We start from the raw sequence: 15,169 nt of genomic DNA, 5'->3' as shown, positions 1-15,169 counted from the left end.
CCTGCCGATTTGGCGGCATAAAGAAGTGAATTCTTGGCACATACCGGCATCATTGCTTGGCTCCCTGCAACTGTGCCTCTGTGTATTCGGGCTTGAAGTGCATGCCGTTGGTGGCGTCGGCCACTTCCGGCGGCATGTAGTTCTCGTCGTGCTTGGCCAGCACCTCGAAGGCGGCGACCGTGGTGGCATCCTTGAGGGTGCCCTGAGCGACGATCCCCTGCCCCTCGCGGAACAGGTCCGGCAGAATGCCGTCAAACTCCACCGTCACCAGATGGCCGCCGTTGTCCACCAGCTTGAAGGCTACCTTGAGGCTCTGGGGATCCCGCACCACAGACCCCGGCACCACCAGGCCACCGATGCGCAGGCGCTGCCCCTCCTCGGGCCTGATCTTCTCCGGCCCCTTCCCTTCCACCAGCTCGCTCGGGGTGTAGAAGAGGTCGATGTTCTGACTCAGGGCATAGAGCACCAGGCCAGTCACGCTGGCAAGGCCCAGGCTGATGGCCAGGATGATGGTGAGGCGTTTCTTGCGGCGCGGGTTCATAGGGTATTCTCCATCTGCTGGGCTGCCTTGCGGCGTGCCTCCCGAGCCTGCTTGTTGCGCAGTTCGCCGAGCAGGCTGCGGGTCTTCAACCGGGTGGAAATGACGATGCCGACCAGGCAGAGCAGGGTCAGACCGAAGGAGAGCCAGACGTAGAAGGCGTAGCCCCCCATGGCCATGAAATCACTGAACGAGGCAAAGTGCATGCTTACTTCTCCTGCCTGGCGATGTCGGCAACCCAGGGGCGGTGCCACTCCCGCATCAGCAGCTCATTGCGAAAACGCATCAGGGTCAGTGCACCGAGAAACGCGGCGAACGCCAGGATCATGATGAGCAGCGGCCACAGCATCTCGGGGGAGATGGAGGGTTTGTCAAACTTGGTGATGGTGGCCCCCTGGTGCAGGGTGTTCCACCACTCCACCGAGTAGTGGATGATGGGCAGGTTGATCACCCCGACCAGCGCCAGGATGCCGGCGGCGCGGCCCGCCACCACCTTGTCGCTGAAGGCGTTGTAGAGGGCGATGACACCCAGATAGAGGAACAGCAGGATGAGCTCGGAGGTGAGCCGGGCATCCCACACCCACCAGGTGCCCCACATGGGTTTGCCCCAGGCGGCGCCGGTAAAGAGGGCAATGAAGGTGAAGACGGCCCCCACCGGGGCGATGGCCGCCACCGTCATGTCTGCCATGCGCAGTTGCCACACCAGGCCAATGAAGGCGGCCACCGCCATGGTGGAGTAGGCGCCCATGGAGAGGATGGCGGAGGGCACATGGATATAGATGATCCTGAAAGAGTCGCCCTGCTGGTAATCGGCGGGAGCGAAAGCCAGCCCCCAGACGGTGCCGATGATGAAGGCAAGCAGGCTTGTCACGGCAAACCAGGGCAGCAGGGTGCCGGCCAGCCCATAGGCGCGCTCGGGTTTGGCATAAGGGTGCAACCATTTCCACATAGCTCACGAAACCTTTCAGTTATTAATTTTTAAGTGGCGAGGGCTACCATACCCATGGGGGAAAAACATCATATCCCCCGAAAGCAATAAGCAGCCATCCCCTTGATCTATCTCAACTATCTCGCCCCTAACAAGGCTTCAAACGAAAATCTTTTCACCAAATCAATCAGTTGACACTCACCCGAAGCGCCGCCGAGATAGCCAGGGGCGTCAGGGTCAATGCCCCCACCAGCATGGCCCCCAGGATGGCGAGCTGACCGGCATAGGGCAGTCCCATGCTCGCCGCGTCGATGGCGGACGTGGCGAAGATAAGCACCGGAATATAGAGCGGCAGCAACAACAGGCTGAGCAGCACGCCCCCCTTGCGCAGCCCTGCGGTCAGCGCTACTCCGACCGCCCCGAGCAGGCTCAGCACCGGCGTACCGAGCGCCAGGGTGGCCACCACGGCCAGATAGGTCTTCAGCTCCAGGGAGAGCAGGATGGCGAGCAAGGGGGAGACCAGCAACAGCGGCAGACCGGTCAGCAACCAGTGAGCGATCACTTTGGCCAGGGCCAGCAACCCCAGGGGATGGGGCATCAGCATCATCTGCTCCAGGGCGCCGTCACTGAAGTCGTCACGAAACAGCCGCTCCAGGGAGAGCATGGCCGCCAGCAGGGCCGCCACCCAGATGATGCCGGGAGCGATGCGGGCCAGCAACTGGGGCTCGGGCCCGATCCCCAATGGAAACAGGGTGATGACGATGAGGAAGAACCAGAGCGGGTTGAAGATGTCGGCGCGCTGGCGCAGGGCCATCAGCAACTCGCGGTGAATAAGGTGTATGACGGCGCGCAGCATGGGCTACTCCTGCAACAGCGAGGTCAGGGAGAGGGTCTTGAGCCGTCCCTGCATCAGGGTCAGATCCTGGTGGGTCGTAAGGACCACCATGCCCCCCCTGTCCGCGTGGGCGAGGAACAACTGCTCCAGCACCCTGACCCCCTGCTTGTCGATGGCGGTGAAGGGCTCGTCCAGGATCCAGAGCGCCGGTCGCTCGCTCAGCCACAGCCTGGCCAGCGCCACCCGTCGCTGCTGCCCGGCGGAGAGCTGTCCCGCGGGATAGTCTTCGAAACCGGCGAGGCCGACCTGGGCCAGCACCCGCCAGAGATCCACGCCGTCCCCGGCAGGGCCATGAAGCTTCTGGTAGAAGGAGAGATTCTCAAGGGGGGTCAGGGTCGCCTTGACGCCGGGCTGATGGCCCAGGTAAAGCAGGCTGGCGTGGTATTCATCCCGGCAATGGCGGATATTCTCCCCATTCCAGCACACCTCGCCAGCAAAGGGCTGGGAGAGGCCGGTGAGCAGGCGCAACAGGCTGGTCTTGCCCACCCCGTTGGGACCCTCAATCTGCATCAAATCCCCGGCACGCACCGCGAAGGAGAGATGTTCAAACAGGGTGCGATCTTCACGCACGCAGCTCAGATTGTTCGCTTGAAGCAGCATGGGGATGTAATCGTTGAAAATGAGGCGGCCTGCATCTTAACACAGGATCCGGAGGCGTCTTTTCAAAGATGCCAATAATCAACAGGATTTGTGGGGAAGATCGCGCCCCCACCAAAGAGATTGATGCCAAAGGATTATCCACTGTCCCGGCATCGAGAAAGAGGTGGCCACGGGTCGAACAGAAAGCGGGGAGGCACCGGCCTCCCCGCGACACATCCGTCAGCTGCGTCCCTTTCGCAAGGAAATAAGCAGCTCCGCTTCCGCCTGGGGCAACTCGCACTCGCTCATCACCTCGTCCAGATCGGCACCAAGCTCCACCATCTTGGCGGCGCGGCTGTAGAGGCGGCGCTCCGGATCCTGCAACGTCAGCTCCTGCTGGCTGTCGTGGATCTTCTGCATGGCCCCTTCTGCGGCTTGCAGACGCTGACCCATACCGATGGCGCCCGTGTGCAACTCCATCATCTGCTTGCGCAGACTCTCGAGCTGCCCCTGCAGCGCTTCCACCCTGGCCTCGGACTCTCGCTGGCGACGACGGTGCCCCAGGATCCCGTAAAGGGCCAGCACCAGTGCGAGCAAGGACAACCCCAAGGCTGCAAATTCAATCATCAAACCATCACCTTACCGTCACAGGGAGGCGGACAGGTGCCATCGCCCCCGTCCGCACGTTCCCGTCCCTGTTACAGGGAACCAATGTCTTCCCACTCTTCGTCGGAGAGCAGCTTGTTGAGATCCACTAGGATCAGCAGTTGGCCGTCACGGTTGCTGACGCCCTGGATGAACTTGGCGCTCTCCTCGGTGCCCACCGCCGGGGCGGCATCGATCTCGGAGGAGCGCAGATAGACCACCTCGGCCACGCTGTCCACCATGATGCCGATCACCTGCTTCTCCGCCTCGATGATGACGATGCGGGAGTTCTCGCTCACGTCCCCGGCCGGCAGGCCGAAACGGGAGCGGGTATCGATGACGGTCACCACGTTGCCACGCAGGTTGATGATACCCAGCACGTAGTCAGGTGCACCCGGGACCGGAGCGATCTCGGTGTAGCGCAACACTTCCTGAACCTGCATCACGTTGATGCCATAGGTCTCATTTTCCAACTGGAAGGTCACCCACTGCAGCACTTCGTCTTCGGCCAGATTCTGTGCAATATTGCGCTTCTCTGTCATCTTCTTGATCCTTGTATGAACCCGTCAACGGGTAAAATTAGCAATAAAACCATGGCGATGCCGACGTTGTCAGCGGCCTTCGATGTTCACGCCCCGTCCTAGCAGCAGCAAGAGCTCCCTGACGTGCAGCAGGGCACACATCTTCTCCTTGACCATGCCGGCCAACCAGGGGCGCTTGCCCTCCTGATGGCGCCACTTCACCTGGTCCCGGTGCAGCAGTTCTGTGCCCTTCAACTGGTGACAGGCCAATCCCCAGGGTGATTCTCCCAGCATAATCAGATATTTGTAATCGTCCATCTCCAGATGCTGGCCCGGCATGACCCACTGGGCCGTGTCCACCACGTTCATCTTCTGCTCGCGGGAGGTCATGATCCCCTTGTACCAGCCCGGCTGGCCGAAGAGAGAGGTCACCTCCCCCAGTTGATGGATGCCCCCCAACTCGGTCAGAGGCACCGCAAACGTCACCCCGGCCACGTCGAAGAAGAGCGCCTGAAACTCGTTGCCGGTATCCAGGTTCTCCCAGGTCGACGGTGCGGGCGCCGCTTCGAGGGCGGGCGCGGGTTCCGCCACCGCGAGGGCGACGGGCTCGACCTCCTCCACCACGGCTTCCACCACCGGCTCTGCCAGGGCGACCAGAGGCTCACTGTCAACCACCTCCGCCTCGAGCTGGAATGGCTCGACATGCACCTCTTCGTGGCTCAGGGCATCCATCTCGAACTGGACCTGTCCCACCTGGGCAAGCAGCTCGCTCAGCTGGGCCAGTCGGGTATCGGCTTCAAGATAGGGGGTGGCAGCCACCTCCGGCACGGCGACGGTCTGACGTTGCAACGCAGGGGCCGGTGCTTCGTCTTCGGGATCTTCCCGCAGCAGGGCATCGTCCAGCAGCAGGGAGTGGAAATAGTCGTCCATGGCCCGAACCTGGGTGGTCTCTCTCACGGCATCACCTCCTGGGTCCGTTGACGCTCCAGCGCGTCGAGATGGTTGAGCAGGGTCTCATAGGCATAGGTGCCCCGGCTGCCCGGTGCATAGATGGAGGGAGGAATGTGCACCAGACTGGCATCCCTGAATTTGGTGTCGATGGGAATGACCGCATTCCACACCGCCTCCCCATACTGCTCCTTGATGGACTGCAATGTCATCAGGGAGGCGCGGGTACGCTTGTCAAACATGGTCGGAATGATGGTGTAGCGGAACTTCTCCCGCTTGGAGCGCTGCATGATCTCGAAGGTCTTCATCATCCGCTCCAGCCCCTTGAGGGCCAGGAATTCGGTCTGCACCGGCACCAGGATGCGATCGCAGGCCGCCAGCGCGTTCACCATCATGACCCCCAGCACCGGCGGGCAGTCGATGAGCACGTAGTCGAACTGATCCTGCACCCGCAGCAGGGCGCGCTTGAGCACCAGCCCCATCCCTTCCCTGTTGCCCATCACCCGATCCAGCGTGGCCAGGGTAATCGAGGCGGGCAGCAGGCTGATGTTCTCGAATCGGGTCTTGAGGGTCATCCGGTTGACCAGCTCTGCGCTGGGTTTGGCCGCCTGGAACAACTCGTACAGGGTGCCTTCCAGCCTGTCCGAGTCGAAATCGAGATAGGAGGTCAGGGAGGCGTGTGGGTCGGTGTCGATCAGCAGTACCCGCTGGCCACGCTGGGCCAGAATGCCCGCCAGGGAGACGACCGTGGTGGTTTTACCGACTCCACCTTTCTGATTGGCAACCGTCCAAACAATCACTGTATCAATCCTGCCTTGTTGTTATGCGTATGCCCCCACCGGGCAGCGCGATCACCCTGATCTTTTCACTGTCGACACTCTGCGGTGCGTCCTGCACCGGTGCCACCGTCAGCGGTTTGACGGGGGCTGGCGGCACCCAGGCGAACCTGGATATGGCGACCACCACCTTGCGATTCTGTAATCGTCCCTGCTCGGTGCCATTGTCGACGAAGGGGGAAAACTCTCCGTACGCCTCGTAGGCTAGCCGACCGGGAGCCACCCCCTTACCCACCAGGGCATTGAGCACTGCCTCGGCGCGGGCCGCTGACAATGTCCAGTTGGAGCGGAAAATTTCGTTGTTTATCGGTTGGTTATCCGTGTAGCCCCGCACCCTGACATAGTTATCGACCGGTTTGAGAATACCTGAAAGCGTATCGAGCACGGGTGCGGCATTGTTCCCCAGAAAAGCGCTGCCACTGTTGAACAGGAGACCTGAACTCAGCTCCACCGTCAGCCAGTTGTCATCCTGCGCAAGCTTCACCACCCCCGCATCGACCAGGGCGCCCATGGACTCCTGGATCTGCATGTCGATCTGCGCAAGAGCCGTGCCATCTTGCGAGACGGGCGTACCCGTGATGGGGGCCTGCGAAGGGGACGCAGAGGCCTGGCTCTCCAGCAGGCTGGGGGCGGCCGAGACCGGGTTGTCCAGCAAGGAATTGCCCCGCCCTTCCAGCAGGCCATCGCTGCGCGGCGCCTGGTTGAAGGCCTGGGTCATGCCCTCGATGACGGCGCGGTACTCCTCCTTGTTGACGATGGCAACGGAGTAGAGCACCACGAAAAGGGCGAAGATGAGCGTCATGTAATCGGCATAGGAGACCAGCCAACGATCGAGATGCTCTCGCCCTTGCAGGTGCAAACGATAGCGCTTGCGCATGGCTACTCCCCTTTCAGATAAGCCCGTAACCGCCTTTCAACCTGCGGGCCGTTCTCCCCGTGGGCGATGGCCAGAAGCCCCTCCAGGGTCATCTCCTGATAGAGGCCGTAATGGTAGTGGAAGGCGCGCAGCCGATTCGCAATCGGCAGATAGAGCAAGTTGGCAAAGCCCACCCCGTAGATGGTGGCGACGAAGGCCACGGCAATGCCCGCCCCCAGGGTGCCTGGCTCCTCCAGATGAAACATGGCCTGGATGAGGCCAATCACGGCCCCGATGATGCCGATGGTGGGGCTGTACCCCCCCATGGACTCGAACACCCTGGCCGAGTGCTCATTGCGCTCCTGCTCGATGTCGATATCCGCCTCCAGCAGGCTGCGGATATCCTCGATGGAGACGCCATCCACAATCATGGAAAGCCCCTGGCGGGTGAAGGGATCGGGCTCGGCCTCGGCCTGGTTTTCCAGCGCCAGCAAGCCTTGCTGGCGGGCGAACTGGGCCCACGCCTTCAGGCGCTCGGCCTGCTCCGCAAGATCCAGCTGCGGCGGAAACAGCATCCAGGTTGCCTGCCTCAGGGCACTGAGCAGGTACTTGCGGGGAGTCTGCAAGATCACCGCCCCCCAGGTTCCCCCGACGACGATGACAAAGGCCGGGCCATCCAGCAGGGTCAGCAGGCTCCCGCCATGCCACCACTGGGCGATGGCGACGGCCCCCAGCGCCAGCACCAGGCCGAGCATGCCCATGGTCAGCGACCCAACTCGACCAGAATGCGCTGGGCCACCCGATCCAGCGGCAGGGATTCGCTTGCTATGCCCGCCTTGGCAACGGCCTGGGGCATGCCATAGACCACGCAGGAGGCTTCATCCTGCGCCCAGATGGTCGCCCCCTGCTCCTTGAGCAGACGGGCACCGTCGCGGCCATCCGCGCCCATGCCGGTCAGGACGATGGCCAGCACCTTGTCGCCATAGGTCTTGGCGGCGGAGGCGAAGGTGATGTCCACGCAGGGTTTGTAGTTGACCTTGTCATTGCCATCGATGATGCGAAGACGGGCACCGGGTCCGCGCCCTTCCAGCAGCATCTGCTTGCCACCGGGGGCAAGATAGGCCTGACCCGGCTTGAGCACGTCGCCATCCTGCGCCTCCTTGACCCCTATCTGGCACAGCCCGTTGAGGCGGGCGGCAAAGGCAGCGGTGAAGGTGGCCGGCATGTGCTGGATCAGCAGAATGGGATGAGGGAAATCTCCCGGCAGCTTGGTCAGCACGTTCTGCAGTGCCACCGGCCCGCCGGTGGAGGTACCGATGGCAACCAGCTGGTAACTCTTGCCACTGCGCTTGAACGCGGCGGGAGCCGCCGCTGCCCGCACAGGCTCGGGCTGGCGTTCGGCCAAGGGGCGATTCAGGCCCCCCGTGACGGCGGGCCGGGCGGCAGGCTCGGGGGCACGGGGCCGGGTCGCCATCAGGAAGCGTTTGCGAGCGATCTCCTTGACCCGTTGCTGCAGCAGGTTGACGGCTTCGTCCTTGTCCCGGGCGATGTCTTCAAACTTCTTGGGCAGAAAATCGAGGGCGCCCGCATCCAGCGCATCCAGGGTTGCCTTGGCTCCCTCGTGGGTCAGGGAGGAGAACATCAGGATGGGGGTCGGACACTTGGCCATGATCTCGCGTACGGCGCTGATGCCGTCGAGTACCGGCATTTCAATGTCCATGGTAATGACGTCTGGCCGCAACTGCTGCGCCTTGTCTACCGCCTCCCGCCCGTTCTGGGCCGTGTCGATCACCGTCATCAGGGGATCCTGATTGATGATTTCGCTGACCCGACGGCGGAAGAAACTCGAATCGTCGACCACTAATACCTTGACTGCCATTGTTATTCTTTTAACTCCTTGAGCCTGGCGCTCAGTGGCGACGGGCATAGGCCTTGAGCAGGCTGGGCACATCCAGAATGAGGGCGATGCCGCCGTCGCTGGTAATGGTGGCGCCAGCCATGCCGGGGGTACCTTGCAGCAGGTTGTCCAGGGGCTTTATCACCACCTCTTCCTGACCGATGAGGTTGTCTACCACGAAGCCCACCTGCTGGGTGCCGATCTGGACGATGACCACGTGGCCCTGGTCCTGGCGGGCCGTCTTGCCGGCACCGCGTACCAGCCACTTGTGCAGGTAGAACAGCGGAATCGCCTTGTCACGGACGATGATGGTGAGCTGGCCATCCACCACGTTGGCCTTTTTCAGATCCAGGTGGAAAATCTCATTCACGCAACCGAGGGGCAGGGCGAAGGTCTGTTGACCCACCTCCACCATCAGGGTCGGCAGAATGGCCAGAGTCAGGGGAACCTTGATCTCGAGACGGGTGCCCTTGCCCCAGGTGGAATCGATGTGCACCGAGCCATTGAGGCTGACGATGCTGGTCTTCACTACGTCCATGCCCACTCCACGGCCGGAGATGTCGGAGATCTCCGACTTGGTGGAGAAGCCGGGGGCGAAGATCAGGTTGTAGGCATCGTTGTCGCTCATGCGCGCCGCGCTGTCAGCATCGAGCACGCCACGGCTGATGGCGATGGACTTGAGCTTCTCCGGGTCCATCCCTGCGCCGTCATCCTCGATGCAGAGCAGAATGTGGTCCCCTTGCTGGGAGGCGCTCAGGGTGATGGTGCCCTGACGGGGTTTGCCCGCCTTCTCGCGCACGTCCGGCATCTCGACGCCATGGTCGCAGGAGTTGCGCACCAGGTGAACCAGGGGGTCGGCCAGGGCCTCCACCAGGTTCTTGTCCAGATCCGTGTCCTCACCCACCATCACCAGCTCGATCTCCTTCTTGAGGGTACGAGCCAGGTCGCGCACCACACGCGGGAAGCGGCCGAATACTTTCTTGATAGGCTGCATGCGGGTCTTCATGACCGCGCCCTGCAGATCGGCGGTCACGACGTCGAGGTTCGCGACAGCCTTGGACATCTCTTCGTCATTGCTGGCGATGCCGAGGCTCACCAGGCGGTTTCTCACCAGCACCAGTTCGCCCACCATGTTCATGATGACGTCCAGGGTCTTGGTATCCACCCGCACCGTGGTATCGCTCTGTACCGCACTGCTCTCGGCGGGAGCGGCCTGCTTGGCAGGGGCGGCCTTGGCTGGCGCTGGGGGCTCTGCCGGCGCGGGTTTGGCGGCCACTGGCGCCTTGGGCGGCGTCACCGGGGCGGCGGGGGCAGCGGGTGCCGGGGCCTTGGGTTCGGGAGCGGGCGCAGGAGCAGGTGCCAGACTGTGCTGGGGCCCCTGCCCACGGCCGTGCAGTTCATCCAGCAGGCGCTCGAACTCATCGTCGTCGATGAGCTCGTCCACCTCTTTCTGGACCGACTGCAGGGGGGCCAGATCGGGGGCACCACCGTGCTGGCCCTGACCATGGAGCTGGTCGAGCAGGGCTTCGAATTCGTCGTCTGTGATGTCACCTGAACCGCTCAGCACGGGGGCGGCAGAGACCGTCGGCGCTTTACCGACACCGTGCAGCTCATCGAGCAGGCGTTCAAATTCGTCGGCGGAGATCTCGTCGATGGAGCCACCGCCATTGACGGCGACAGGCGCCACCTCGGCGATGACCTCGGGTTCTGGTGCGGGTTCCGGCTCAGGCTCCGGCTCTGGCTGGGCCGCCACGCTGGCGGTACGCAGCTGCTCCTGCCCTTCCGGCTTGCACAGCTCGTGCAGATCGTGCAGCAGATCGGGAGAGGCGGGGCTTATCTCTTCGCGGTTCTGGACCTGGGCAAACATGACGTTGATGGCATCCAGCGCCTGCAAGATGACATCCATCAGCTCGGCACTGAGGGTCCGCTTGCCGTTGCGCAGCATGTCGAACAGGTTCTCGGCACCGTGACAGACATCCACCAGTTCGGTGAGAGAGAGGAAACCCGCTCCCCCCTTGACGGTGTGGAAGCCGCGGAAGATGGCGTTCAACAGGTTCTTGTCATCGGGCCGCTTTTCCAAGTCGACCAGTTGTTCAGACAACTGTTCCAATATTTCTGATGCTTCGACCAAAAAGTCTTGCAGTATGTCTTCATCAACTTCGAAGGCCATGCGTCACTCCATTAGAATCCCAGGCTAGACAGCAGATCGTCCACATCATCTTGACCATTGACCACATCTGAGCGGGTCTGCGGGTTCATGATGGGCCCTTCCGCCTCGATGCCGCTCGCTGGCAGGCTACGTGCCGAATTGTCGCTAACGCCCTCACCGAACATGGTCAGCATCTCTATCAACTTCGTTTCAACTTCCTGCACCAGTTTGATCACCTTGCGGATCATCTGACCGGTCAGGTCCTGGAAATCCTGAGCCATCAGAATTTCCGTCAGCAGTTGTCGTAACTTATCGGCATCCGTCTCAGAAGCCTTAATAAAATCATTCAGTTGATGGCACAGCGCCTTGAATTGACCCAGCTCGAGATCCCGGCTCATCAGGGCATTCCAGTTGGGCATGACCAGCTGAATGTTGTCGTTGAGTCGATCGGCGATGGGAAGGCTTGCCTCGACCGCATCCATGGTGCGATTGGCCGCCTTGTCCGTCATGTCGATGACATAGCTCAGACGCTCCCGGGCATCCGGGATCTCATGGGTGGCCAGGTCGGGGATCCTGGGATCCAGGCGAAAATCCTGCAATGAGTTGTGCAATTGGCGGGTCAGCTGCCCCACCTTGTCAAACAGGGCCGCCGCGTTGGGGGCGCACACATCGGCGAGGATGGTATCGGCCTGTTCAAACTCTTCCCGCTCCAGGTGGGCAACCAGCATCCTTGCCTGGTCAAGCGAGATCATGGCACTCGTTTTGGCCTTCATCCCTGCCGCTCCTTAGCCGATACGTTCAAAGATTTTGTCGAGCTTCTCTTTGAGGGTGGCAGCGGTGAACGGCTTGACGATATAGCCATTGACCCCGGCCTGGGCGGCTTCGATGATCTGCTCGCGTTTGGCTTCGGCAGTCACCATCAGAACCGGCAGGTGCTTGAGCTTGTCGTCGAGGCGAATCGCCTTGAGCAGGTCGATGCCCTGCATGCCAGGCATGTTCCAGTCGGTGACCACGAACTGGAAGTCGCCATTTTTCAGCATCGGCAACGCCGTGTTGCCATCGTCTGCTTCATGGGTATTGTTGTATCCCAGGTCACGCAGCAAGTTCTTGATAATCCGGCGCATCGTTGAAAAGTCATCGACGATGAGGATTTTCATGTTCTTGTCCAAAGTTCCTCCTAAATAGCCGCCAAGACGGCTCACTTACATGATGCAGATCGCAGGTTTTATGGTGCGGATTATGCCTTAGAGTTGTGCTCCAGTGTAGCCAGTACAACCACTTATAAATTCCAATCTCGCAAACGGGCGCGCAGCCTGTGCATGGCCTGACTATGAATCTGGCTCACCCGAGACTCACTCACACTCAATACTTCACCGATCTCGCGCAGATTCAGCTCTTCATCGTAATAAAGGGAGAGCACCAGCGCCTCCCGCTCCGGCAGACGGGCGATGTGCTCCGCCAGGGCCCCCTGGAAGCGCTCGGCCGCCAGATCGTCGAATCCTCCCTGACCGTTGCCGTCATCGGGATGACCGATGACATCTTCACTGACGCCCAGATCCTCGATGCCGATGATCTTGCCGCAGGAGACATCCTGCAGCATGGCATGGTACTCCCCGAGGGACACCCCCATATTGGCGGCCACCTCGGTGTCTCTGGCATCCCGGCCATGGGCCTGCTCCACGTTCTCGATCGCTTCTGCGATGGCACGGCTGTTGCGGTGCACCGAGCGGGGCACCCAGTCTCCACGGCGGATCTCGTCGAGCATGGCACCACGGATGCGGATGCCGGCATAGGTTTCAAAGCTGGCGCCCTTGCTGCCGTCAAAGTTGCGGGAAGCTTCGAGCAGCCCAATCATACCTGCCTGGATCAGGTCATCCAGCAAGACACTGCTTGGCAGGCGAGCCAATAAATGCTGGGCAATCCGCTTGACCAGCGGAGCGTGTCGCTCAACCAGCACGTAGGAATCCTGATGACGCAAGTATGCTTGGGCTTTATTCACGGGAGTCTTCCTGTGTTATGACCGGCTTTTGCAACAAGTTTTCCAGGAAAAATTCGAGGTGGCCGCCCGGCTGATTCGGGATGGGCCAGCTCGCCGCCTTGTTCGCCAGGGCACGAAATGCCAGGGCAGCAGGGGATTTTGGAAACGCCTCAACTATCAGTTTCTGCTTGCGCACCGCGGCCCGCAGGTTGGTGTCGTAAGGCACGCAGGCCACCAGCTCCAGGGAGGTATCCAGGAAGCGGTCGGTGACCCGGGTCAGCTTGGCGAACAGCTCCTGCCCCTCGCGCAGGGAGCGGACCATGTTGGCCACCACCTTGAAGCGGAACACACCGTGATCCTTGGAGAGGATCTTGATGAGCGCGTAGGCATCCGTGATGGAGGTGGGTTCATCGCACACCACCACCATGATGTCCTGGGCGGCACGGGTGAAGCTCAGCACCATGTCGGAAATCCCCGCCGCCGTGTCCACCAGCAACACGTCCACCTGGGTCTTCATCTCGCTGAAGGCGCGGATGAGCTCGGCATGTTGTACCGGAGAGAGCTCCACCATGGACTGAGTGCCCGAGGTGGCTGGCACTATCATCATGCCGTAGGGCCCCTCGACGATGATGTCATCCAGGGTGCATTCCCCCGCCAGCACGTGGGAGAGGTTGCGATGCACCCTCAGCCCCAGCATGACGTCGACGTTGGCCAGGCCAAGGTCGGCGTCCAGCACCAACACCCGCTTGCCCTGGGCGGCCATGGCTCCCGCCACGTTCAGGGTCACGTTGGTCTTGCCGACGCCCCCCTTGCCTCCGGACACGGCGATCACTTTCACTCGATTGTTTTGACGCATTTTGCGCAGACCACTCGCCTGATCCATATACATGTTACTCATAAAACTCCGAATCTTCGGATTCGCCAAAACCCGATCCCCAGAAATAGGGATCTTCTGCTTCCCGTTCCAGCGACCCCATGGCGGCACCGACCAGCAGCGCCGCGTTGGCAACTTGAATATCTTCCGGCACCCGTTGCCCGTCGGTGATGTAACTGATGGGCAGGGCGTTTTGAATGCACACGTTGATCACTTCACCCAGATTCAGGCTCTCGTCGAGCTTGGTCAGAATGCAGCCGGAGAGCGGAATGCGCCGGAAGTGATCCACCGCCTCCTGCATCACACGTCGCTGGGAGGTGGCCGACATGACCAGATAACTGCGGATGCGCACCTTGGCATTCTTTACCAGGGTGTCGAGCTGTTCGGTCAGGCGGATATCCCGCTGACCCACCCCGGCGGTGTCGATGAGCACCAGCCGGCGATGGCGGAACTGATAGAGGGCACTGGCCAGCTCTTCGGCGTCCCGCACCTGCCGCACCGGGCAACCCATGATGCGACCATAGGTCTGCAGCTGTTCGTGGGCCCCGATCCGGTAGTTGTCCGTGGTAATGAGCGCCACCTGCTCGGCGCCATACTTCATGGCAAAGCGGGCCGCCAGCTTGGCGATGGTGGTGGTCTTGCCCACCCCGGTCGGTCCGAGCAGGGCCACCGCCCCTCCCTGACGCAGGATCTCGTCCTCGCTGATCTTGAGCTGGGCCGTCAGCACCTCGGCCAGCTGGGCCATGGCCTGATGGATCGGCATGTCTTCGGGGATGAGGCCCGCCAGCTGATCGGCAAAGGCGTCGTCGAACCCCATCTTCTTGAGTTCCTTGATGAGCAGGGCGCGCATGGGTTCGCGGCGCTCCACCTCCTGCCACATCAGGCCGGAGATCTGGTGCTCCAGCAGCTTGCGGATGCTGGCCATCTCCTTGCGCATCCCCTCCATCTCCTGATCCCGCTGGGCGGACTGGGTCTGGCGCGGGGCGGCGGCAGGACGGGCCTTGGGCTTGGCGGGCTCGGGAGCGGCGCCCCACTGGCCCTGTTCGGCCAGGGTTCTGGGAGCACTGGCCGCGCCCGCCAGTCCGGCGGACTGGGTGCCGGCAGCGCCATTGGCGGGCCAGGAGGCCGAAGCTGGCTGACCGTTACCTCCGTTGCCAGACCATGATCCCGGGGCGCCATTGCCACCCGCCGGGTTGGCCGGATTGAGCTTCTGCTGGCGTGCCAGCAGGGCCGCCAGGGTATCGGCGTAGTATTCGTTCTGTTCCTTGGGTGGCGCCGACCTCGTCATCTGCTTGCCCGCAGACGAGATATTGACGCTCTCTTCATTCAACTGACGGCGAACCGGCGCGTCTTTAGGCCCCGGTACCTGGGATTGATAATCGACGGCCGCGACTATCTCCACCCCACCGGTGACCTTTTTGTTGGACATGATGACGGCATCGGGTCCGAGAGTCTCCTTGACCTCGGCCAGCGCCGTGCGCATGTCTTTGGCAAAAAACCGCTTAATCTTCACCCGTCATCTCCG

Annotated in this window: 18 protein-coding genes; all 18 read right to left on the bottom strand. The window is 61.8% G+C overall.

The window, feature by feature from the left end; all coding sequences use genetic code 11:
• Nucleotides 1-49: 49 nt before the first annotated feature.
• On the bottom strand, nt 50-541 hold the full coding sequence (gene ccmE, locus ACVDHI_RS08490) for a cytochrome c maturation protein CcmE (protein ID WP_039039900.1): 492 nt from the start codon (nt 539-541) through the stop codon (nt 50-52).
• A complete protein-coding gene (ccmD, locus tag ACVDHI_RS08485) occupies nt 538-744 on the bottom strand; it encodes a heme exporter protein CcmD (RefSeq protein ID WP_039039901.1) in 207 nt (68 codons plus the stop codon). Before ccmD ends, ccmE begins: the two co-directional genes overlap by 4 nt.
• Before the next feature lie 2 nt (nt 745-746).
• Nucleotides 747-1,487 (bottom strand): heme ABC transporter permease, encoded by a 741-nt coding sequence (locus tag ACVDHI_RS08480; RefSeq protein WP_010673946.1) that lies wholly within the window; start codon nt 1,485-1,487, stop codon nt 747-749.
• A gap of 166 nt (nt 1,488-1,653) precedes the next feature.
• Complete coding sequence (ccmB, locus tag ACVDHI_RS08475) at nt 1,654-2,322, bottom strand: heme exporter protein CcmB (RefSeq protein ID WP_010673945.1); 669 nt, start codon at nt 2,320-2,322, stop codon at nt 1,654-1,656.
• A gap of 3 nt (nt 2,323-2,325) precedes the next feature.
• Nucleotides 2,326-2,961, bottom strand: coding sequence for a cytochrome c biogenesis heme-transporting ATPase CcmA (ccmA, locus tag ACVDHI_RS08470; protein ID WP_039039903.1), 636 nt, complete (start codon nt 2,959-2,961; stop codon nt 2,326-2,328).
• 219 nt (nt 2,962-3,180) lie between these two features.
• Nucleotides 3,181-3,567, bottom strand: a complete 387-nt coding sequence (locus tag ACVDHI_RS08465) for a DUF2802 domain-containing protein (protein ID WP_010673943.1) — start codon at nt 3,565-3,567, stop codon at nt 3,181-3,183.
• 71 nt (nt 3,568-3,638) lie between these two features.
• Nucleotides 3,639-4,127, bottom strand: coding sequence for a chemotaxis protein CheW (locus ACVDHI_RS08460; RefSeq protein WP_010673942.1), 489 nt, complete (start codon nt 4,125-4,127; stop codon nt 3,639-3,641).
• 69 nt (nt 4,128-4,196) lie between these two features.
• Nucleotides 4,197-5,063, bottom strand: coding sequence for a chemotaxis protein CheW (locus tag ACVDHI_RS08455; protein ID WP_010673941.1), 867 nt, complete (start codon nt 5,061-5,063; stop codon nt 4,197-4,199).
• A complete protein-coding gene (locus ACVDHI_RS08450; protein ID WP_010673940.1) occupies nt 5,060-5,854 on the bottom strand; it encodes a ParA family protein in 795 nt (264 codons plus the stop codon). The genes ACVDHI_RS08455 and ACVDHI_RS08450 overlap by 4 nt, the downstream gene beginning before the upstream one ends.
• A gap of 4 nt (nt 5,855-5,858) precedes the next feature.
• A complete protein-coding gene (locus tag ACVDHI_RS08445; protein ID WP_447211959.1) occupies nt 5,859-6,767 on the bottom strand; it encodes an OmpA family protein in 909 nt (302 codons plus the stop codon).
• 2 nt (nt 6,768-6,769) lie between these two features.
• On the bottom strand, nt 6,770-7,507 hold the full coding sequence (locus ACVDHI_RS08440; RefSeq protein WP_041212636.1) for a flagellar motor protein: 738 nt from the start codon (nt 7,505-7,507) through the stop codon (nt 6,770-6,772).
• A 2-nt stretch (nt 7,508-7,509) separates the two neighbouring features.
• Entirely contained in the window at nt 7,510-8,625 is a 1,116-nt protein-coding gene (locus ACVDHI_RS08435) for a protein-glutamate methylesterase/protein-glutamine glutaminase (RefSeq protein ID WP_239053144.1), read from the bottom strand.
• Between the two features lie 31 nt (nt 8,626-8,656).
• Nucleotides 8,657-10,813, bottom strand: coding sequence for a chemotaxis protein CheA (locus tag ACVDHI_RS08430; RefSeq protein WP_277856731.1), 2,157 nt, complete (start codon nt 10,811-10,813; stop codon nt 8,657-8,659).
• 11 nt (nt 10,814-10,824) lie between these two features.
• Nucleotides 10,825-11,565, bottom strand: a complete 741-nt coding sequence (locus ACVDHI_RS08425; RefSeq protein WP_010673935.1) for a protein phosphatase CheZ — start codon at nt 11,563-11,565, stop codon at nt 10,825-10,827.
• Between the two features lie 12 nt (nt 11,566-11,577).
• Complete coding sequence (gene cheY, locus ACVDHI_RS08420) at nt 11,578-11,949, bottom strand: chemotaxis response regulator CheY (protein WP_425278782.1); 372 nt, start codon at nt 11,947-11,949, stop codon at nt 11,578-11,580.
• Nucleotides 11,950-12,071: 122 nt separating this feature from the next.
• Nucleotides 12,072-12,791 carry an RNA polymerase sigma factor FliA gene (locus tag ACVDHI_RS08415; RefSeq protein ID WP_041212632.1) on the bottom strand — a complete coding sequence of 240 codons (720 nt, stop codon included), beginning with the start codon at nt 12,789-12,791 and terminating at the stop codon, nt 12,072-12,074.
• Complete coding sequence (locus tag ACVDHI_RS08410) at nt 12,784-13,659, bottom strand: MinD/ParA family protein (RefSeq protein ID WP_010673932.1); 876 nt, start codon at nt 13,657-13,659, stop codon at nt 12,784-12,786. The genes ACVDHI_RS08415 and ACVDHI_RS08410 overlap by 8 nt, the downstream gene beginning before the upstream one ends.
• Nucleotide 13,660: 1 nt before the next feature.
• A complete protein-coding gene (gene flhF / locus ACVDHI_RS08405; RefSeq protein WP_010673931.1) occupies nt 13,661-15,157 on the bottom strand; it encodes a flagellar biosynthesis protein FlhF in 1,497 nt (498 codons plus the stop codon).
• Nucleotides 15,158-15,169 lie beyond the last annotated feature (12 nt).

It is taken from the genome of Aeromonas sp. 25-248, from assembly GCF_053005425.1.
This window is presented reverse-complemented; position numbering and strand designations above follow the sequence as displayed.

What these genes read in the sequence shown, in the direction of transcription:
- ccmE (WP_039039900.1), bottom strand. Translation starts at nt 541, where the DNA reads ATGAACCCGCGCCGCAAGAAACGCCTCACCATCATCCTGGCCATCAGC.
- ccmD (WP_039039901.1), bottom strand. Translation starts at nt 744, where the DNA reads ATGCACTTTGCCTCGTTCAGTGATTTCATGGCCATGGGGGGCTACGCC.
- ACVDHI_RS08480 (WP_010673946.1), bottom strand. Translation starts at nt 1,487, where the DNA reads ATGTGGAAATGGTTGCACCCTTATGCCAAACCCGAGCGCGCCTATGGG.
- ccmB (WP_010673945.1), bottom strand. Translation starts at nt 2,322, where the DNA reads ATGCTGCGCGCCGTCATACACCTTATTCACCGCGAGTTGCTGATGGCC.
- ccmA (WP_039039903.1), bottom strand. Translation starts at nt 2,961, where the DNA reads ATGCTGCTTCAAGCGAACAATCTGAGCTGCGTGCGTGAAGATCGCACC.
- ACVDHI_RS08465 (WP_010673943.1), bottom strand. Translation starts at nt 3,567, where the DNA reads ATGATTGAATTTGCAGCCTTGGGGTTGTCCTTGCTCGCACTGGTGCTG.
- ACVDHI_RS08460 (WP_010673942.1), bottom strand. Translation starts at nt 4,127, where the DNA reads ATGACAGAGAAGCGCAATATTGCACAGAATCTGGCCGAAGACGAAGTG.
- ACVDHI_RS08445 (WP_447211959.1), bottom strand. Translation starts at nt 6,767, where the DNA reads ATGCGCAAGCGCTATCGTTTGCACCTGCAAGGGCGAGAGCATCTCGAT.
- ACVDHI_RS08440 (WP_041212636.1), bottom strand. Translation starts at nt 7,507, where the DNA reads ATGGGCATGCTCGGCCTGGTGCTGGCGCTGGGGGCCGTCGCCATCGCC.
- ACVDHI_RS08435 (WP_239053144.1), bottom strand. Translation starts at nt 8,625, where the DNA reads ATGGCAGTCAAGGTATTAGTGGTCGACGATTCGAGTTTCTTCCGCCGT.
- ACVDHI_RS08430 (WP_277856731.1), bottom strand. Translation starts at nt 10,813, where the DNA reads ATGGCCTTCGAAGTTGATGAAGACATACTGCAAGACTTTTTGGTCGAA.
- ACVDHI_RS08425 (WP_010673935.1), bottom strand. Translation starts at nt 11,565, where the DNA reads ATGAAGGCCAAAACGAGTGCCATGATCTCGCTTGACCAGGCAAGGATG.
- cheY (WP_425278782.1), bottom strand. Translation starts at nt 11,949, where the DNA reads ATGAAAATCCTCATCGTCGATGACTTTTCAACGATGCGCCGGATTATC.
- ACVDHI_RS08410 (WP_010673932.1), bottom strand. Translation starts at nt 13,659, where the DNA reads ATGTATATGGATCAGGCGAGTGGTCTGCGCAAAATGCGTCAAAACAAT.